Origin of the sequence: Actinomadura syzygii (assembly GCF_008085905.1) — a bacterium.
GTDB classification, from domain to species: domain Bacteria; phylum Actinomycetota; class Actinomycetes; order Streptosporangiales; family Streptosporangiaceae; genus Spirillospora; species Spirillospora syzygii.
In genome coordinates this window covers 213,626-232,254 of sequence record NZ_VSFF01000007.1, presented here as the reverse complement: position 1 = coordinate 232,254, position 18,629 = coordinate 213,626, and the positions used below count along the sequence as shown (strand labels likewise).

The following is an 18,629-nucleotide window of genomic DNA, read 5'->3' as shown; positions in this document are numbered from 1 at the left end:
GCGTCCAGCGGTTCGGGAGAGGTCAGGAGCCGCCGGGGAGTTGGCCCAGCTTGACCTGGACCTGCTGCTTCGACCCGTCCGACTTCTGGACCTCGACCTTCACCGTGTCGCCCGGCTTGAGGCCCGCGAGCACCGACGACAGCGCCGTCTGGTCGGGGGTCGCCGTCCCGTTCACCGAGAGGATCAGGTCGCCCTCCGCGATGCCCGCCTTGGCCGCGCCGCTGTTGCGCTGGACCTGCACGACGGCGACCGCCGTCCGCCGCCCGCTCTCCGGGTCGACGAGCGTCCGCACCGTCACGCCGAGCGCCGCCCGCCCCGAGTTCGAGACCTTGCCGCTCTGGATCAGCTGCGGGACGATCCGCTTCACCGTGTCGCTCGGCGTCGCGAAGCCGATCCCGGCCGCCGCGCCGCCGATCGCCGGGTCCGACGCGGCGGCGGTCGGCACCCCGATCACCTGCCCGGACAGCGAGACGAGCGCGCCGCCGCTGTTGCCCGGGTTGATCGCCGCGCTGGTCTGGATGGCGTCCGCGATCGTCGAGCCCTGGAACGCGCCCTCGCCCTTGGTCGAGACCGTCCGGTGCAGCGCGGAGACGATCCCGTTCGTCACGCTCCCGGAGAGCCCCAGCGGGTTGCCCATCGCGAGGACGATCTGCCCGACCTCCGCCTTCCCCGACTCGCCCCACGACGCGGGCTTGAGCGTCCCGCCCTTTACCCTGACCACGGCGAGGTCGTCGGCGGCGAACGCGCCGACCGGCTGGGCGCTCAGGGTGGCCCCGCCGCTCGCGGCCGTCACCTGGATCCGCTTCGCCCCCGCCACCACGTGCGCGTTCGTGACGATGTTGCCGTTCCCGTCGAAGACGACCCCCGAGCCCTCGCCCTGGTCCGTCTGGATCTTCACGACGGACGGCAGGACGGCGTCCACGACCTGCTCGTACTGCTGCTGCAACTGCGTCCCCGAGTCGCCGACCGGCGCGGACGTCCGGGCGACCGTCGACTCGGCCTCGCCGCCGTCCGAGCTGCACCCGGCGAGCGCCAGCACCCCGGCCGCCGCCACCGCCCCCGTCCTGAGCCTGGTGTTCCTGTCCACTCCCCCCACCTCCAGGACGGATTCCTTCCCTCCTCACGGAGATCAGGCATGAAGGCACGTCAGAGCTGTTCAGGGCTGTTCAGAGCTGTCCAGAGCTGTCCAGGGTTGGAAGCGGTAGCCCATTCCGGGCTCGGTGAGCAGGTGCCGGGGATGCGCCGGGTCCTTCTCCAGCTTCCGGCGGAGCTGCGCCATGTACTGCCGCAGGTAGTGGGTCTCGCGCTGGTAGGACGGCCCCCACACGCTGGTGAGGAGCTGCCGCTGGCTGATCAGCTTCCCCGGGTTGCGGACGAGGATCTCCAGCAGCCGCCACTCGGTCGGCGTCAGCCGGACGCCGCCGGACACCGTCTTGCCCACCAGGTCGACGACGTGCTCGCCGACGTCCGCCCGCGCGACCTCGCCCGCCACCGACACGCGCCGTGCCACCGCGCGGATCCGGGCGACCAGCTCCTCGATGTCGAACGGCTTCGTCACGTAGTCGTCGGCGCCCGCCTCCAGCGCCTCCACCTTGTCCTGGCTGCCCGCCCGCCCGGACAGGACGATGATCGGGACGCGCGTCCAGCCGCGCAGCCCGTGGATGACGTCCACGCCCGGGATGTCCGGCAGCCCGAGGTCGAGGACGACGAGGTCCGGCGGCGTCGCCCCGGCCTGGCGGAGCGCGGCGGTGCCGTCGGCGGCGACGTCCACGTCGTAGCCGCGGGCGCGCAGGTTGATCCGCAGCGCCCGCAGGAGCTGCGGCTCGTCGTCCACCACCAGGACCCGGCTCATGCCGTCCGCCCGTGCTCGGGCGAATGGACGGGCAGGGCGACGATCATGGTGAGGCCGCCGCCCGGCGTGTCCTCGGGGACGAGCTCGCCGCCCATCGCCTCGGTCAGCCCGCGGGCGAGCGCGAGGCCGAGCCCGACACCGGTGTGGTTGTCGCGGTCGTCCAGCCGCTGGAACGGCTGGAAGATCCGCTCCCGGTCGGCGGGCCGGACGCCCGGCCCGCGGTCGGCGATCCGCAGCTCCACCCTGTCCTGGATGGCGCCCGCCGTGAGGAGGACGGGCTCGCCGGACGGGCTGTGCCGCACCGCGTTCCCGATCAGGTTGACGAGGACGCGCTCCAGCAGCGCCGGGTCGGCCGCCACCTCGGGCAGCTCGGGATCCAGCCGGACGCTCACCCGCTCCCCCTCCCCCACGTCGTCCAGCGCACGCGGGACGACCTCGTCCAGCGCCAGCGGCCGCGCCGCGATGCCGAGGACCCCGGCCTGCAACCGGCTCATGTCGAGCAGGTTGGCAACCAGCCGGTCGAGCCGGTCGAGGGACTGGCGGGCGGTGTCGAGCAGTTCGGCGCGCTCCTCCGGCGTCCAGTCGACGGACGTCGTGCCGAGGCTGTCGACCGCCGCCTTCGCCGAGGCCAGCGGCGTGCGCAGGTCGTGGCTGACCGCGTTGAGCAGGGCGGTCCGCATCCGGTCGGCGGCCTCCAGCGGGCGGGCCCGCTCGGCCTCCGCCTCCAGCCGCTGCTGCCGCAGCGCGCCCGCCGCCTGCACGGCGAACGCCTCCAGCACCCGCCGGTCCCCCGCCGGGAGCGGACGGCCCCGGATCGCGAGGGTGAGGCCGTCCCCGGCGGGGATCTCGGTGTCGCCCTCGCCGGGCGCGGTGCACGGCCGCCCGCCGACGGTCGCGACGATCCGCCAGTCGGCCGGGTCGTCGTGGCTGTCCGGCGTCGCCGGGACGGGACGCTCCAGCAGCGTGACCGACGTCAGTCCGAACGTCTCCCGCATCCGGCCGAGGAGGGTGTCGAGGGCGCGCTCGCCGCGCAGCACGTTCCCGGCGAGCGCGGACAGCAGGCCCGCCTCGCCGCCGAGCTTCGCCGCCTCCCGCGAGCGCCGGGCGGCGTCGTCCACGACGACGCTGACGCCTATGCCGACCAGCACGAACACCGCGAGCGCGACGAGGTTCTCCTGCTCGGCGACGGTGAACCGGTTGATCGGCGGCGTGAAGTACCAGTTGAGCAGCAGGAACCCGGCGACCGCCGTGAACAGCGCGGGCCACATCCCGCCGACCAGCGCGATCCCGACGACGGCGGCGAGGAAGAACAGGATGTCGGACGGCAGCGACAGCGTCGGACGCGCGCTCACCAGCCCGAACGTCAGCAGCGGCAGCCCGCCCGCGGCGAGCAGGAACCCGCCGAGCCGGCGGTTGAGCGACAGCCCCTGGTCGCGCACCGGGCGCGCGACGCCGCGATGCGCCTGGTCGTGGGTGACCATGTGCACGTCGATGCCGCCGGACCGGGCGGTCGTCGTCACCCCGATCCCGGGCCGCAGCAGCTGCGCGAGCCGTCCCCGCCGGGACACCCCGAGGACGAGCTGCGTCGCGTTCACGGCACCCGCGAACTCCAGCAGGGCGCGCGGGATGTCGTCGCCGACGACCTGGTGGAACGTCCCGCCGAGGCCCTCCACGATCTCCCGCTGCCGGGCGAGGTCGCGGGGCCGCGCGCCGCGCAGCGCGTCGCCGCGGGTGACGTGCACGGCGAGCAGGTCGGCGCCCTTGGAGCGGGCGGCGATCCGGGTCGCGCGGCGCAGCAGCGTCTCGCCCTCCGGGCCGCCGGTCAGCGCGACGACGATCCGCTCCCGCGCCTCCCAGGTGCCGCCGATGCCGTGCTCGCTGCGGTAGCGGTCGAGCTGGTCGTCCACCTTGCCCGCGAGCCACAGCAGGGCCAGCTCGCGCAGCGCGGTCAGGTTCCCTATGCGGAAGTAGTTGGACAGGGCGGCGTCGACCTTCTCCGGCGTGTAGATGTTGCCGTGCGCCATCCGGCGGCGCAGCGCCTCCGGCGCCATGTCGATCAGCTCGACCTGCCCGGCGCTGCGGACCACCTCGTCCGGGACGGTCTCCCGCTGCGGCACGCCCGTGATGTTCTCCACGACGTCGTTGACCGACTCCAGGTGCTGGACGTTCACCGTCGAGATCACGTCGATGCCCGCGTCCAGGATCTCCTCGACGTCCCGCCACCGCTTGGCGTGCTTGCCGCCGGGGACGTTCGTGTGCGCCAGCTCGTCCACCAGGACGACGTCGGGCGCGCGGCGCAGCACGGCCTCGACGTCCAGCTCGGTGAACTCCGCGCCGCGATGGGTCCGCGTGGCGCGCGGGAGGACCTCAAGCCCGTCGAGGAGCGCGGCGGTGCGGGCGCGGCCGTGCGTCTCGACGTAGCCGACGACGACGTCCGTGCCGCGCTCCAGCCTGCGCCGCGCCTCCGACAGCATGGCGTAGGTCTTCCCCACCCCCGGCGCGGCGCCGAGGTAGATGCGGAGCTGCCCCCTCGCCATGGCGCCCATCCTCCCAGTCCGGGCGGCACCGTTCACACCTGCATAAAACACCCGTTCCGGCCGTCCCCTGCCCTTCTTGACGGGTTCCTTACGCCCGCGCACGCGATCTTCACGCCTTCCATACGCGTGCGGCGGAGCATCAGGTCTCGACGCGGGAGTCCAGGTAGGGGGCCAGCTCGCGGGCGACGGCCCGCAGCGGCCGGACGCTCCGCTCCGCCCGCGCCATCAGGATCGCGCCCTCCAGCGCGCCGATCATCAGCGTGGCGAGGGCGTCCGCGCGCCCGTCCGGGACGCCCATCCCGGCCAGCTCCCGCGCGACCGGGCGCCGCCAGCTCGCGAACGCGGCGGCGGCCGCGTCCCGCGTCGGGCCGGTCGAGTCGGCGCAGTCGACCGTCGCCGCCGCGACCGGGCAGCCCTTCGCGAAGCCCGCCGTGCGGAACTCGTCCGTCCACTGGCGGACCATGGCCTCGAACAGGCGTCCCGGAGTCGGGCGCGACATCCCCGCCATGAACTTCGCGACGCGCTTGCTCGCGTAGCGCCCGGCCCACTCGACGGCCTCGTTGACGAGCTGCTCCTTGCCGCCGGGGAAGTAGTGCTGGAGCGAGCCGCGCGGCGCCCCGGCGTGCTCGGCGACGTCGCGCAGGCCCGTCGCGGTGACCCCGTCGCGGCGGATGAGCTGCGCCGCGCTGAACACCATCCGCTCCCGCGGCCCGTACTCGGAGGACATCGATTCCCCTCTTGCGGCTTTCACCTGGGCCATTATCATGACCGTTGTCATAACCCGCAAGCCGCGACCCCCGGCCGGAGGCGATGGTGCGATCGGACCCTGGTTCCCTCGGACTCGGTTTCATCGGACTCGGCGTCATGGGGCAGCCCATGGCCCTCAACCTCGCCCGCGCCCACCCCGGGCTCGTCGTCTGGAACCGCACGGCCGCGCGCTGCGAGCCGCTCCGCGCCGCCGGGGCGGACGTCGCGGCGAGCCCCGCCGACGTGTGCCGCCGGTCGCGCGTCGTGCTCCTCATGCTGGCGGACGGCCCCGCGATCGACGCCGTCCTCGGGCGCGGCACGGCCGCCTTCGCCGCGAACGTCGCCGGGCGCGTGATCGTCCACATGGGAACGACGTCGCCCGGCTACTCGCGCGGCCTCGAAGCCGACGTGCGCGCCGCCGGGGGCCGCTACGCCGAGGCCCCGGTGTCCGGCTCGCGCGGCCCCGCCGAGGCCGGACGGCTGGTGGCGCTGCTCGCGGGCGACCCGGCGGCGGTGGCCGCCGTCCGCCCGCTGCTCGCCCCGATGTGCCACGAGACGTTCGAGTGCGGGACGGTCCCGAACGCCCTGCTCATGAAGCTGTCGGTCAACCTGTACCTGATCACGATGGTGACCGGGCTGGTGGAGGCGTTCCACTTCGCCGCCCGGCACGGCCTGGACGAGCGCCGCCTCCGGGACGTGCTCGACGCCGGTCCGATGGCGAGCACCGTGTCCCGCGCGAAGGCGGGCAAGCTCGCCGACCGCGACTTCGGCGTCCAGGCGTCGATCGTCAACGTGCTGGACAACAACCGCCTGGTCGCGGAGGCGGCCCGCGCGTCCGGCGTCGCCTCGCCGCTGCTGGACGTCTGCCACGCCCTCTACGGCGAGACCCTCGCGCTCGGCCACGGCGACGCCGACATGGCGGCCGTCCTGCACGCGATCGAGTCCCGCACCGACGGCGGCTGACCCCGGCCCGGCGCCGGTCACGGACGGGCGGCCGCCACTACCGCCCAGAGGCGGCCTGAAACGGGATCAGTCGGTCCCGGCCTCCCGCGCCTCCGCCTCCACGGACCGCCGCTCGATGATCTCCTGCTCCGCGCGGGTGTGACCGTCGATGATGATCTGGACGACCTCGTCCGGGTCGTCGGTGAGGTGGATGAGGTCCATGTCGTTCGGCGAGATCTTGCCGCTGGGCAGCATGGTCTTCTCGACCCACTCGAGCAGCCCGCCCCAGAACTCGGTGCCGACCAGGACGATCGGGAACCGGGTGATCTTCTTGGTCTGGACGAGGGTGATCGCCTCGAACAGCTCGTCCAGCGTCCCGAACCCCCCGGGCAGCACCACGAACGCCTGCGAGTACTTGACGAACATCGTCTTGCGGACGAAGAAGTACCGGAACTCGAGCCCGATGTCGAGGTAGTCGTTGAGCCGCTGCTCGAACGGCAGCTCGATGCCGAGCCCGACCGACAGGCCGCCGCTCTCGTCGCAGCCCTTGTTCGCCGCCTCCATGATCCCCGGACCGCCGCCGGTGATCACCGCGTAGCCCGCCTCGTGCAGCCGCGCGCCGATCTCGACGCCGAGCTTGTACTCGGCGCTGTCCGGCTTGGTGCGGGCGCTGCCGAACACGCTGACCGCCTTCGGCAGCTCGGCGAGGAGCCCGAAACCCTCCACGAACTCCGCCTGGATCCGCAGCACCCGCCACGGGTCGGCGTGCACCCAGTCGGCCGGGCCGCGCCCGTCGAGGAGGCGCTGGTCGGTGGTGGTCGGGGGGACGGCCCGTCCCCGCAGCATCGCCGGGCCCTGCCGGCGCGAGTGGGAGGTGGATTCCGATGTCATGGGCCCACGTTAGTGCGCGCCCCGACCGTTATGGGGCCACTGTGACGGGGCCTTCGAGCCAGGTCCGCATGCGCCGCTCGCAGTCGGCGATCAGCGGGATCTCGACGTACTCGTCCCTCGTGTGGGCGAGCGTGGGCTCGCCGGGCCCGTAGTTGACGGCCGGAACGCCCAATTCCGCGAAGCGGGCGACGTCCGTCCAGCCGAGCTTGGCGCGGACGCCCGCCCCGCTGGCCGCCACGAACGCGGCCGCCGCCGGGTGCGTCAGCCCAGGTCGAGCCGCCGCCGCGCTGTCGGTGATCTTCACCGGGAAGCCGGCGAAGATTCCCCGGACGTACTCCTCCGCGTCGGCGACGGACTTGTCGGGCGCGAACCGGTAGTTGACCGTGACGACGCACTCGTCCGGGATGACGTTGCCCGCGACGCCGCCGCTGATGAACACCGCGTTGAGGCCCTCGTGGTACTCCAAGCCGTCCACCATCGGACGGGACGGCTCGTACGCGCGCAGAACGTCCAGGATCCGTCCGGCCGAGTGGATCGCGTTGGACCCCATCCAAGCGCGCGCGCTGTGCGCCCGCTCCCCCTCCGCCGTGACCTCCGCGCGCAGGGTGCCCTGGCAGCCGCCCTCGATCAGCCCGCCCGTCGGCTCCATCAGCACGGCGAAGTCGCCGGTAAGCAGATCAGGACGGTTGACGGCCAGCTTGCGCAGCCCGTTCCGCTCCGCCTCGATCTCCTCGCAGTCGTAGAAGACGTAGGTGACGTCGCGGGTCGGCTCCGGGACGGTCGCGGCCAGCCGCAGCGCGACCGCGACGCCGCTCTTCATGTCGGTCGTCCCGCAGCCGTAGAGGCGGTCGCCCTCGACCCGCGACGGCAGGTTGCCGTTCAGCGGGACGGTGTCGAGGTGCCCGGCGAGGACGACCCGCTCGGCGCGTCCGAGCCCGGTGCGGGCGACGACGCTGTTCCCGTCGCGGACCACCTCCAGGTGCGGCACGGCCCGCAGCGCCTCCTCGACGGCGTCAGCGAGGGCCCGCTCCCCGCCGCTCACCGACTCGACGTCCACGACGGCGGCGGTCAGGTCCGTCACGTGCGAGAACAGATCAAGGCCCATGTTCAAGTCCTACCATTGCGATCGTGGACATGCCTGTGCTGGAGTGCGCCGTCCGGTGGGCGCTGCCCGCCGACGATCCCGACATGCGCGACCTGCTGGACGAAGCCGAGCGCGACCGCTACGAGCGGTTCCGCCGCGCCGAGGACAAGGCCCGCTTCGTCACCGGCCGCTTCCTCGCCCGAACCGCCCTCGCCGAGGCGGTCGGCCTCGACCCGAAGAGCATCCGCTTCACGACCGACTGCCCGCACTGCGGCGGCCCCCACGGCAAGCCGCGCCTGCCCGACTCCGGGGTCGACTTCTCACTCTCCCACTCGGGCGACCGGGTCGTGCTCGTCCTCGCCGAAGGCGCGGAAGTCGGCGTGGACGTGGAGCAGGAGCGCGACCGCGACCTCGACCGGCTCGCCGACATGGTCCTCACCGAGGCCGAGCGCGCGGCCCTCGCCGCCATGGACGACAAGGTCCGCGGCTTCCACGCCTACTGGAGCCGCAAGGAGGCCCTGCTGAAATCCACCGGCCACGGCCTCGCGGCGCCGATGTCGGACATCCACGTCTCCGCCCCGGACGAGCCCGCCGAGGTCGTCTCCTGGACGGGCGAGGCGGCCGTCTCCCCGGTCCGCCTCGCCGACCTGACCCCCGGCCCCGGCTACGCCGCCGCAGCCGCCGTCCGCACCGCCCGCCCCCTGAAAATCACCGAGGTCACGTGTTGATGCCGTGGTCGCGCAGGATCTCGTTGAGGGACGCCTTGTCGTGGCGCTGGCCCTCTTCGAGGCGCTTGAGGATCAGCACGGCGGGCAGGCCGAACGTGCCGCCCTTGAACTCCTTGGTGCGGGTGCCGCCGACCGCGACGCACCAGTCGGGGACGCGGCCGCGCGCGACCTCCTCGCCCGTCTCGACGTCGATGACCGGCATGGACGCGGACAGGTTCGTCCCGGAGCCGATGACCGCGCCGCGCCCCACCCGCGCGCCCTCCACGATCATGGAGCGGCTGCCGATCATGGCGTCGTCCTCGATGATCACCGGCTTGGCGTTCGGCGGCTCCAGCACCCCGCCGATGCCCACCCCGCCGGACAGGTGGACGTTCTTGCCGACCTGCGCGCACGAGCCCACGGTCGCCCACGTGTCGACCATCGTCCCCGAGTCGACGTAGGCGCCGATGTTGGTGAACGACGGCATCAGCACGACGCCGGGCGCGAGGTAGGCGCCCCAGCGGGCGATCGCGCCCGGGACGACGCGGACGCCGTCCAGCGTGCTCTTCAGCGGGATCCGGTCGTGGTACCGGAAGTCTCCGACCTGCGAGCGCACCATGCCGAGGACCTTGAAGCTCAGCAGGATCGCCCGCTTGGCCCGCTCGTCGACGATCACCTCGTCGGTGCCGGGGTCGATGCGGGCGACGCGGGCCTCGCCCGTGTCGAGCTGGTCGACGGCGGCGACGATGGCGGCCCGAGCGTCGGCGTCGTCGGGCGTGAGCTCGGCGCGCCGCTCCCACAACTCGTCGATGCCGCCGGAGATCGGGCTGGTGAACGTTTCGGTCATGGTCCTTGAGCTTAGTGGGGGCCGTCTGCCGGTACCGTCTTCGCGTGGCTGTTTGGGCGAGGTTGCGGGCGCGCCCCGAGACGGGGGGCGGCGGCGGGCGGGGCCGCCGGGGGCGGCACTGGGCGGCGGGCGTGTCGGTCGTCGTGCTGCTGCTCGGCGTCGGCGCCTACGTGCTGTTCCAGAAGGCCCGTCCCTACCTGCACGGCTCGGGCTGCGAGGTGAACACGAGCACCGGCAAGATGCCGCTCGACCTGGAGCAGGGCGCGAACGCCGCCACGATCGCGGCCGTCGCGTTCCGCAAGCAGCTGCCCGAGCGGGCCGCGGTGATCGCCTACGCGACCGCGATCCAGGAGTCGCACATCCGCAACCTGGCGGGCGGCGACCGCGACTCCGTCGGAATGTTCCAGCAGCGCCCCTCGCAGGGCTGGGGCTCGCCGGACAAGCTGCGCGACCCCGTCCAGGCCACCAGCAAGTTCTTCGACGCCCTGGTCAAGGTGAAGGACTACCTCGACCGCGACCTCCACGACGCCGCCCAGCGGGTGCAGCGCAGCGCGGACGGCCGCGCCTACGCCCAGCACGAGGACGACGGCGTCCTCCTCGCACGCGCCTTCACCGGCCGCGAGCCGGGCACCGCCCGCTGCTGGTTCCCGCCCGACAAGCGGACCGCGTCCCGCCGCCCCGAGGCCGTCCGCGAGATGCGCCGCGCCTTCGGCGGCCGCCTCCAGGTCACCGGCCCGAGCCCGCTCGCCTACAACGCCCCGTCACGCCCCAGCGCCTGGAACGCGGTGAGGGTCACGAACGCCCGAGCAGGCTGGGCGGTGGCCGCCTGGGCCGTAACCCACGCCCAGGTCTACGGCCTGACCGAAATCCGCTACGCAGGCCGCCACTGGCGCGCCGACGCAGGCCACGACGGCTGGACGGCCGACAAACCAGCCCCCACCACCGCCGTAATCATCCAGTAACGCCCCTGCTGTGGCGACGTCCGCGAGACCACAACCTTCAAGTGACTTTTAGTTTGAAGCACCCAGCATGCACAAAACTAAAAGTGACTTGTAGGTAGGGCGGCGGTAGTGTCCCCGCATGCGGCAGCGGGACGAGGAGCCACGCGCCCGGCTGTGGCGCCGGGCGGCCCGTCAGCGCGGATACTTCACCGCCGCGCAAGCCCTGGAGGACGGCTACTCCTACCAGGCGCAGCACTTCCACGTGCGACGCGGCAACTGGATCCGCGTCGACCGCGGCGTCTACCGCTTTCGCGAGTTCGACGACCTGCCGACCGGCGAGAACGATCACCTCGTCCGCTGGACGCTGTGGAGCCGGGACCTGGCGGTGGTGTCGCACGGCACGGCACTCGGCGTACACGACCTCGGCACCGCCAACCCCGCCGAGATCCATCTGACGGTACCGCCGGGGTTCCGACGACGAGACCCGGCGGTCGTCGTCCACCACGCCGAGCTTTCCCCTGACGAGATCGAAGAACATGAAGGGTTCCGGGTGACCACTCCCGTCCGCGCCATCGCGGAGTCCGCCGCCGACCGGCTTGACCAGGACGCGATCGACTCGGCCGTCGCCGAACTGCTCGCCCGGGGAACCGCGACCAAGGGGCAACTCATCCGGGCCGCGCAACACCTGGGCACACGCGCGGAACTCGCAGTGGAGCGAGCCCTCCACACAGAACGCGCATGAGGCGGTACGCGAACGCGGTGGACCTTCGCCGCGCGCTGGAGGCCCGACTGAAGCAGCGGGCGGACGAGACGGGCACGGACCTCGGCCGCCTGCGCCGCGTCGCGGTGTTCGACCGGATCGCCGCCCGGCTGTCGGCAGCAGAGCGTCGGTGGATCCTCAAGGGTGGAACTTCCCTTGAGTTCCGTCTGGGCGGCCGGGCACGCGCCACCAAAGACCTCGACCTTGCGCTGCCGGACGGCCCGACGTACGACGGCGAGGCGCTGCGCGAGGAGCTGATCGAAACGCTCGCTCTGGACGTCGACGGCGACGGCTTCGCGTACTCCGTGAAGCCTCCGACGCCCCTGGAACCCGATGCGGCGGGACGTCCCGGCTGGCGCTTCTCCGTCGACAGCAGGCTCGCCGGCAAATCGTTCGCCGTCGTCGTCGAACGCCAGCACTTCGCAGAGAAACTGCACGCGCTCACCCGCGACTACGGCTCCCGCCCGAACACTCGGGTAAAAGACCTCGTTGACATAGTCCTGCTCATCGAGGACGGTCTCACTGCGGACAAACCCTTACTGGACGTGGTGAATCACGTGTTCGCCGTCCGCGCCACCCACCCAGTGCCGACGGCCATTCTCGATCCGCCACCCGTCTGGGCGAAGGACTACCCGATGCTCGCCGAAGATCTGACCCTCGCCGATCCCGACCTCACCACCGCACTCGATCTGCTGCGCAAGTTTTGGGCACAAGCCCTAACCACGGAAACGGAAACCTGACGAAGTCCGCTACGAGGGCCGCCGCTGGGTGAGGCGTCCGGGTGTGGGGATTGAATTATTGCTTGTTGATCATTAATGCGCTTCGTGGGTCGATGGGGGGCACTCAGGAAAGGAGTGCTCCCATGTGGCGAACGCTTGGTCACATCTCGTTTACCGCTTCCGTTGTCGCGGCGCTGGCCGTGGTGCCTGCCGCCGCTGCGGCGGCCGCCGGTCCTCCGGATACCTGCCAGACGGACTATCGCTGGCTGTGCGGGTGGAGTGAAGGCGACTTCAAAGGGGTGGAGGCCGACTTCGACTGGACTCCTTGCCAGAACTCGCCGGTGCCGCTCCGCTCGGTCTCCAACACGGTCGGAAGGCTGCTTCCGGTCGTCATGTGGGTCTACTCGGAGAAGGACTGCACCGGTGAGTTCCTCGGCTCGGTCTCGTCCAAGGAAACGCTGCGCTATCTGCCCAAGCCGGGGCTGAGCGTCTCCGTCGCCGTCTGAGCATGAGCCGCCCCCGGCCGCGTGTGGTGCGGCCGGGGGCGGGGCGTTACTTGGCCGGGATTGGTTCGGGGACGGGTTCCGGGTGCGCGTCGGTCGCTTCGCCTCGGGTGTGGGCGGCGCGGACGGAGACGAGGGCGGCGGCCGCCACGAAGATCGCGCATACCAGGAGGGCGCGGGCGAAGCCCGAGGTCAGGGCCTCTGGGACCGGCTTTCCGGTGGCCAGGGCGTGGGACGTCCGGGACGTGGCCACCGCCGAGAAGATCGCCAGGCCGAGGGCGCCGCCGATCTGCTGCGAGGCGTTGAGGAGGGCGGCGGCGAGGCCCGCCTTGTCCGCCGGGACGTTCGCGTTCGCGGCGGTCGTGATGGAGACGAACGCCACGCCGAGTCCGAGGGAGGTGACGAGCAGGCCCGGCAGGAGGTCGGGCAGGTAGGCGCCGTCCACCGGGATGCGGGAGAGCCAGAAGATCCCGGCCCCGGTGACGAGAAGGCTCGCGACGATCAGCGGGCGTGTTCCGACGCGCGCCACCAGTTTCGGGGTCATGGACGCGGCCACGCCGACGCCGAAGCACAGCGGCAGATAAGCCGAGCCCGTCTTCATCGGCGAGTAGTGCAGCACGTTCTCCATGTAGAGGCTGAGGAAGAAGAACAGCGACGCCACCCCGGCGACCGCGACGAGGTAGGCGACGTCGGTGACGGCGAGCCCGCGGACGCGGAAGATCGACAGCGGCAGCAGCGGGCTGCGGTGCCGCTGCTCGTTCACCGCGAACGCGGCGAGCAGGGCGGCCGTCCCGGCGAGCCCGCCGATGGTGCGGGCCGCGTCCCAGCCGACTTCCGGGGCCTTGACCAGCGTGAAGACGAGCAGCAGCATCCCGCCGGTGACGAGGACGGTCCCGCCGGCGTCGAAGCTCGCGAGCCGGGCCGCGCGGCGGTCGCCGTCCACCAGCAGGAACAGGCCGACGATCACCAGGACGCAGACCGGCGCGTTCACCAGCATCACCCAGCGCCAGCCGAGGCTGTCGGTCAGCAGCCCGCCGAGCAGGACCCCGGCGGCGCTCGCGCCGCCCGCGACGCCGCCCCACACGCCGAGCGCCTTGGCCCGGTCGCCGCCCTCCTTGAAGGTCGTCGTCAGGATGGACAGGGTGCCGGGCAGCATGATCGCGGCGCCGACGCCCTGCGCGAGCCGCGCCCCGACGAGCATGCCCGAGTTCACCGCGAGGCCCCCGGCGAGGGACGACAGCGAGAACAGCACCGTCCCGGCCACCACGACGCGGCGGCGGCCGAGCAGGTCGGCGAGCCTGCCGCCGAGCAGCATGAGCCCGCCGTAGGTGAGCAGGTAGCCGCTCGGCACCCACTGGAGGTCCTGGACGGAGAAGTCCAGGTCCGCGCGGATGGCGGGCAGCGCAACGTTGACGATCGAGGCGTCGATGAAGTCCAGGAACGCGATCGCGCACAGCAGCGTGAGGGTGAGCTTGCCGCGTCCGGTCGCGAGGAAGGACGGCCGTGTGTCCGTCATGGGTCGATGACCTCCGAATTCCGAAACTGTCGCGTCCCATGAGCGGATCGGCGGGGCGGTATGTGACAGCCGCGAGGCCGGATGAGGCTCACATCACAATCGCGGCCGGGATGTCACGTTCGGGGGTCCCGCGTCCCTCTGAGGGAGGAGCGCGCGAGGAGGTCGAGCCATGCCCGAGACCGCGACGGCCCTCGCCCGGCAGGCCGAGCCGAACCACCGCCGCGAGACCTACGTCGGGTCGTGGCTGCCGGAGCCGCTCGTCGGGCCGCCGGACGCGAGCGATCCCGCCGAGCGGACCGAGGCCGTCTCGATGGCGCTGCTCGTCGTGCTGGAGACGCTGACGCCGCTGGAGCGGGCGGTGTTCGTCCTGCACGAGGTGTTCGGCTACGCGCACACCGAGATCGCCCCGATCCTGGACCGGAACCCGTCCGCGGTGCGGCAGCTCGCGCACCGGGCGCGCGAGCACGTGCACGCGCGGCGGCCCCGCTACCAGGCCGACCCGAAGGTGCAGCGGCAGGGTGGCCCGGACGATCGTGTCATCGACGGGCCGCCGCGCGCCCGCGAACCTGGACATCAGGTACCGGACGGTCAACGGCGACCCGTCGGCCGTGCTGTTCGACGCGGACGCCCCGTTCGCCGTGATGGTCCTCGACCTGGCGCCGGAGGGCGACCTCGTCCGCGGCGTCTACACCGTCACCAACCCGGACAAGCTCGCCCACGTCGACGACGACTGAGCGGAGGTCACCGCACCGGGGCGCGCCACCGGGTGAACCTCCGCTCGACCAGCACGAGCAGGTGGTTGAACAGCAGCCCGAGCGCGGAGATCGCGATGATGCCCGCGTACATGTCGTCGATCGCGAAGTTCTGCTGGGACGAGTTGATCAGGAACCCGAGCCCCTCCTTGGCCCCGACCATCTCCGCGACGATCACGACCAGCACGGCGGTGGCCCCGGCCAGCCGGATCCCGGTGAACACCGCCGGCACCGCGGCGGGCAGGATCACCTTCTGGAAGATCCGCGGCGCGGACAGCCCGAGCGACCGCGCCGACTTCACCAGCGTCGGGTCCACGGTGCCGACCGCGCTGATCGTGTTGAGCAGGATCGGCCACGTGCAGGCGTACAGGACGATCGCGACCTTCGACGTCTCGCCGATGCCGAGGATCAGCACGAACACCGGCAGCAGCGCGATCGCGGCGGTGTTGCGGAACAGTTCGAGCAGCGGGTTCAGCAGCTCCGCGACCGGCCGGTACCAGCCGATCAGCAGGCCGAGCGGCACCGCGACGACGATCGACAGGCCGAATCCGGACAGCGAGCGGACGAGGCTCGCCTCCGCGTCCTGCCACAGCCGTCCGCTTCCGGCCAGGTCCCACAGCGCCGGGACGATCTCCGACACCGGCGGCAGGAAGATCCGGTCGACCAGGCCCGCGCGCGGGGCCAGCTCCCAGACGGCGAGGAACGCGGCGAGCGCGACGGTCCGCCGCAGCAGCACGCCCGCCTTCGCCAGCCCCCGCCGGGACGCCTTCGCGGACGGCGGGGCCGCCGTCCGCCCGACCTCGACGGCGACCGGGGCCTCAGCGGTGCTCGTCATGACGTCCCGCCCTTCTGGACGGCGACGGCGCGCACCTCGTCGCGCAGCAGGGACCAGACCCGGTGCCGGTGCGCGGCGAACTCGGGAGTGGAGCGCGGGTCGCGGTCGGCGTCGCGGGGGCCGAGGTCGATGTCCACGACCTCCTTCACGGTGCCGGGCCGCGCGGTCATGACGGCGACGCGCCCGCCCAGGTAAACGGCCTCGTCGATGCCGTGGGTGATGAACACGACGGTCTTGCCGGTCTTCGACCAGATGCGCAGCAACTCCTCCTGGAGGGAGTCGCGGGTCTGCGCGTCGAGGGCGGCGAACGGCTCGTCCATGAGCAGGACGTCCGGGTCGTAGGCGAGGCTGCGGGCGATCGCGACCCGCTGCTTCATGCCGCCGGACAGCTCGTGCGGGTAGCGGTCCGCGAACCCCGACAGGCCCACCAGGTCCAGGTGGCGCCGGGCGGTCTCGACGCGCTCGCGGCGGCCGAGGCCCTTGGCCTCCAGGCCGAACTCGACGTTGCGCAGCGCCGTCCGCCAGGGCAGCAGGGCGTACTGCTGGAACACGATGCCGCGGTCCAGCGCCGGTCCGGTCACCTCCGCGCCGTCGATCAGGACGCGCCCGGACGTCGGCGCCGCCAGCCCGCCGATCAGGTCGAGCAACGTGGACTTGCCGCAGCCGGACGGCCCGACCACCACCAGGAACTCGCCCTCCGCGACGTCCAGGGAGACGTCGTGGAGGGCCGTGACCTCGTCGCCGCCCCGGACGGGGAACGTCTTCCCGAGTCCGGAGACGCTGATCTTCGCCGTCATCGTCCGCTTCCTCCCTGCCGGTACGGGTTGAACCTGTTGGTGTAGAGGTCGGCGGCCTTGATCCGGCCCTTCGGGATCTGGCCGACGTCCTCCAGCCAGGTCCGCCAGGTGTCGAACTCCCGGTCGGTCAGCACGCCGCCCTTCTCCGCGACGCCCCAGGACTTCCAGTACTTGAGCGCGTCGGCGTTCTCGTTCCGCCCGCGCGCCTGGAGGATCCTGGTGAGCCGGGCGATGATCTCGGCGCGCGGCCGGCCCCGCGACCACTCGATGGTCCTGGCGATGCCCGCCGTGAACGCCCGCACGGTGTCGGGGTTCCGCTTGATGAAGTCGTCGCGGAAGACGTAGGACCCGGCGGTGAACGAGCCGAGGAAGTCGTGGTCCTTGAACAGCGGGCGGATGCCGCCCGTGGCGACCGCCTTGTCCTGGAAGATCCCGCTGAGCGCGGCGACGTCGATCTGCCCCCGGCGCAGCGACTGCTCGGTGGTGACCGGCGGGAGGGCGAGCGGCTCGACCTTCGCGATGTCCGCCGAGGTGAGCCCGTTGCGCCGCAGGTAGAGGTCGAGGACGGCCTGCGAGTGCCCGCCCAGCGTGTTCATCCCGATCTTCTTGCCGATGAGGTCGCGCGGGCTCTTGATCGGGCTGCCGTTCAGGACGAAGAACCCGTTGTAGTACCTGTCGTCGGTGCCGTAGTAGCCGATGACGGACGTGATCGGCGCGCCCGCCTCCTGGAGCTTGACGATCGCGCCGTTGAACGCGCCGCCGAAGTCGACCTGCCCGGTCGCCGCGGACTGGACGTCCTGCGGCCCGCTGATCGTGTTGCCGACCCACTTCAGCTTCACGTCGCCGAGGTGGCCGAGGTCGGCGGCGAGCTCCGGCAGGATGACCTGCCCGGTCCAGCCCTGGTAGCGCAGGGTGGCGGTGCGCCGCGCGCCGCCCGCCGCGGTCCCGCAGGCCGCCGCGGCGGGACCGGCGGCCGCCGCGATCGTGAGCGCGGAGATGAGTCGTCGTCGGGTCAGGCCCGTGGGGGCGGGTGTGCTCACCGTGGTCTCCTTCGGTGGCTGGGGTTTCGGGGGATTTCCTACTTTAACAGTAGGAATAGTTGACTATGGCTGGACGCCGTGATTCGCTGAGGCGCAGCGGTGCTGTTCCGCCCCGCGTTCCCCGTCCCGCAACCCGCCTGAGCCGAGCCACCCTGAGCCGAGTCACCAGAGAAGGGGTAGATCACATGACCGGGTTCGACATCCGCCGGATCGGCGGCCGGGTCGGCGCCGAGGTCGTCGGCCTCGACGTGCGCGACCTTTCCGACAAACTGTTCGACGAGCTGCACGACGCGCTGCTGGAGTTCAAGGTCCTGGGGTTTCGCGGGCAGGAGCTGACCGATGACGACCAGATCTCGTTCGCGTCCCGGTTCGGCCCGCTCACCGGCGCCCATCCGACCGTCCCCGCCCTGGACGGGAATCCGGAGATCCTGCCGGTCGACAGCGAGTCAGGCCGGGCGAACCAGTGGCATACCGACGTCACGTTCATCCAGACGCCGCCCAAGATCAGCACCCTGCGCGGCCTCGTCATCCCGCCCTACGGCGGCAACACCCTGATCGCCAACACCGGCGCCGCCTACCGCGACCTGCCCGCCGAGCTGCGCGAGCTGGCCGACCGGCTGTGGGCCGTCCACTCCAACGACTACGACTACGTGAAGCCGCAGAAGGGCAGCGTCGATCCCGCGAAGGCGGCCGAGCACCGCCGCGCGTTCCTGTCCCAGACGTGGAAGACCGCGCATCCGGTGGTGCGGGTGCACCCCGAGTCGGGTGAGCGGAACCTGTACATCGGCGGGTTCGCGCAGAGCGTCGTCGGGCTGACGTCCTCGCGCGAGGGGCGCGCGATCCTCGACCTCCTCCAGGCGTACGTGACGCGGCCGGAGAACGTCCTGCGGTGGGTGTGGGCGCCGGGCGACCTCGTCGTGTTCGACAACCGGATCACCCAGCACTACGCGCCCGACGACTACGGCGACCTCCCCCGCCTGCTGCACCGGGTCACCGTCGCGGGCGACGTCCCGAAGGCCGTGGACGGACGGCGCTCCTACATCGTCGAGGGCGACGACGCCTCCCACTACACCCCGGCGGCGTCGGCCGCCTGACGAGACATCCGGGCCTGGTGTTGGGCTGGCACCGGGCCCGGAACGGCGTCGTTCGGAAAGGCGTC

The 18,629-nt window shown here is 72.2% G+C and carries 19 protein-coding genes and 1 pseudogene; 9 read left to right on the top strand and 11 right to left on the bottom strand.

Annotated features, from left to right (window positions below):
- Positions 1-22: 22 nt before the first annotated feature.
- The 4 genes from FXF65_RS18945 to FXF65_RS18930 all read right to left on the bottom strand — a co-directional run bounded on the left by FXF65_RS18945 (position 23) and on the right by FXF65_RS18930 (position 5,116).
- A complete protein-coding gene (locus FXF65_RS18945) occupies positions 23-1,087 on the bottom strand; it encodes a S1C family serine protease (RefSeq protein WP_187412384.1) in 1,065 nt (354 codons plus the stop codon).
- Between the two features lie 69 nt (positions 1,088-1,156).
- Positions 1,157-1,852 carry a response regulator gene (locus tag FXF65_RS18940; RefSeq protein WP_148351291.1) on the bottom strand — a complete coding sequence of 232 codons (696 nt, stop codon included), beginning with the start codon at positions 1,850-1,852 and terminating at the stop codon, positions 1,157-1,159.
- Positions 1,849-4,389, bottom strand: a complete 2,541-nt coding sequence (locus FXF65_RS18935) for a sensor histidine kinase (RefSeq protein ID WP_148351290.1) — start codon at positions 4,387-4,389, stop codon at positions 1,849-1,851. Before FXF65_RS18935 ends, FXF65_RS18940 begins: the two co-directional genes overlap by 4 nt.
- 139 nt (positions 4,390-4,528) lie before the next feature.
- Positions 4,529-5,116 carry a TetR/AcrR family transcriptional regulator gene (locus FXF65_RS18930; protein ID WP_222868637.1) on the bottom strand — a complete coding sequence of 196 codons (588 nt, stop codon included), beginning with the start codon at positions 5,114-5,116 and terminating at the stop codon, positions 4,529-4,531.
- 83 nt (positions 5,117-5,199) lie between these two features.
- Here FXF65_RS18930 and FXF65_RS18925 point away from each other — a divergent pair, with 83 nt between their 5' ends.
- Positions 5,200-6,099: an NAD(P)-dependent oxidoreductase gene (locus FXF65_RS18925; protein WP_148351289.1), complete on the top strand. Its 900-nt coding sequence runs from the start codon at positions 5,200-5,202 to the stop codon at positions 6,097-6,099.
- A 66-nt stretch (positions 6,100-6,165) separates the two neighbouring features.
- On the opposite strand, the gene FXF65_RS18920 is transcribed toward FXF65_RS18925, so the two are convergent.
- On the bottom strand, positions 6,166-6,969 hold the full coding sequence (locus FXF65_RS18920; protein WP_187412383.1) for an LOG family protein: 804 nt from the start codon (positions 6,967-6,969) through the stop codon (positions 6,166-6,168).
- A gap of 28 nt (positions 6,970-6,997) precedes the next feature.
- On the bottom strand, positions 6,998-8,074 hold the full coding sequence (gene dapE, locus FXF65_RS18915) for a succinyl-diaminopimelate desuccinylase (protein WP_148351288.1): 1,077 nt from the start codon (positions 8,072-8,074) through the stop codon (positions 6,998-7,000).
- Between the two features lie 29 nt (positions 8,075-8,103).
- Between dapE and FXF65_RS18910 the strand changes: the two genes are divergently transcribed.
- Positions 8,104-8,781 (top strand): 4'-phosphopantetheinyl transferase family protein, encoded by a 678-nt coding sequence (locus FXF65_RS18910; RefSeq protein WP_148351582.1) that lies wholly within the window; start codon positions 8,104-8,106, stop codon positions 8,779-8,781.
- On the opposite strand, the gene FXF65_RS18905 is transcribed toward FXF65_RS18910, so the two are convergent.
- Positions 8,771-9,607, bottom strand: coding sequence for a 2,3,4,5-tetrahydropyridine-2,6-dicarboxylate N-succinyltransferase (locus FXF65_RS18905; RefSeq protein WP_148351287.1), 837 nt, complete (start codon positions 9,605-9,607; stop codon positions 8,771-8,773). The genes FXF65_RS18910 and FXF65_RS18905 overlap by 11 nt on opposite strands.
- A 44-nt stretch (positions 9,608-9,651) precedes the next feature.
- On the opposite strand from FXF65_RS18905, the gene FXF65_RS18900 reads away from it, so the two are divergent.
- The 4 genes from FXF65_RS18900 (at position 9,652) to FXF65_RS18885 (ending at position 12,533) form a co-directional block, all read left to right on the top strand.
- Positions 9,652-10,569, top strand: coding sequence for a hypothetical protein (locus FXF65_RS18900; protein WP_246198927.1), 918 nt, complete (start codon positions 9,652-9,654; stop codon positions 10,567-10,569).
- A gap of 118 nt (positions 10,570-10,687) precedes the next feature.
- Positions 10,688-11,290 carry a type IV toxin-antitoxin system AbiEi family antitoxin domain-containing protein gene (locus FXF65_RS18895; RefSeq protein WP_148351286.1) on the top strand — a complete coding sequence of 201 codons (603 nt, stop codon included), beginning with the start codon at positions 10,688-10,690 and terminating at the stop codon, positions 11,288-11,290.
- Positions 11,287-12,048: a nucleotidyl transferase AbiEii/AbiGii toxin family protein gene (locus FXF65_RS18890; RefSeq protein ID WP_148351285.1), complete on the top strand. Its 762-nt coding sequence runs from the start codon at positions 11,287-11,289 to the stop codon at positions 12,046-12,048. Before FXF65_RS18895 ends, FXF65_RS18890 begins: the two co-directional genes overlap by 4 nt.
- Positions 12,049-12,170: 122 nt before the next feature.
- Entirely contained in the window at positions 12,171-12,533 is a 363-nt protein-coding gene (locus tag FXF65_RS18885; protein WP_148351284.1) for a hypothetical protein, read from the top strand.
- Between the two features lie 46 nt (positions 12,534-12,579).
- Here the strand turns inward: FXF65_RS18885 and FXF65_RS18880 are convergent, their stop codons facing one another.
- A complete protein-coding gene (locus FXF65_RS18880; protein WP_148351283.1) occupies positions 12,580-14,046 on the bottom strand; it encodes an MFS transporter in 1,467 nt (488 codons plus the stop codon).
- A gap of 169 nt (positions 14,047-14,215) precedes the next feature.
- On the opposite strand from FXF65_RS18880, the pseudogene FXF65_RS44725 reads away from it, so the two are divergent.
- A pseudogene (locus FXF65_RS44725) lies at positions 14,216-14,452 on the top strand (sigma factor-like helix-turn-helix DNA-binding protein); the annotation flags it as partial.
- 112 nt (positions 14,453-14,564) lie between these two features.
- Positions 14,565-14,780, top strand: a complete 216-nt coding sequence (locus FXF65_RS44720; RefSeq protein WP_222868636.1) for a hypothetical protein — start codon at positions 14,565-14,567, stop codon at positions 14,778-14,780.
- A gap of 7 nt (positions 14,781-14,787) precedes the next feature.
- Here the strand turns inward: FXF65_RS44720 and FXF65_RS18870 are convergent, their stop codons facing one another.
- Genes FXF65_RS18870 through FXF65_RS18860 form a run of 3 tightly spaced genes read right to left on the bottom strand, consistent with a single transcriptional unit; the run spans position 14,788 to position 17,470 of the window.
- Positions 14,788-15,633 (bottom strand): ABC transporter permease, encoded by an 846-nt coding sequence (locus FXF65_RS18870; protein ID WP_148351282.1) that lies wholly within the window; start codon positions 15,631-15,633, stop codon positions 14,788-14,790.
- Positions 15,630-16,430 (bottom strand): ABC transporter ATP-binding protein, encoded by an 801-nt coding sequence (locus FXF65_RS18865; RefSeq protein ID WP_148351281.1) that lies wholly within the window; start codon positions 16,428-16,430, stop codon positions 15,630-15,632. The genes FXF65_RS18870 and FXF65_RS18865 overlap by 4 nt, the downstream gene beginning before the upstream one ends.
- On the bottom strand, positions 16,427-17,470 hold the full coding sequence (locus FXF65_RS18860) for an ABC transporter substrate-binding protein (RefSeq protein WP_148351280.1): 1,044 nt from the start codon (positions 17,468-17,470) through the stop codon (positions 16,427-16,429). Before FXF65_RS18860 ends, FXF65_RS18865 begins: the two co-directional genes overlap by 4 nt.
- Before the next feature lie 185 nt (positions 17,471-17,655).
- Here FXF65_RS18860 and FXF65_RS18855 point away from each other — a divergent pair, with 185 nt between their 5' ends.
- On the top strand, positions 17,656-18,564 hold the full coding sequence (locus tag FXF65_RS18855; RefSeq protein ID WP_148351279.1) for a TauD/TfdA dioxygenase family protein: 909 nt from the start codon (positions 17,656-17,658) through the stop codon (positions 18,562-18,564).
- Positions 18,565-18,629: the final 65 nt, after the last annotated feature.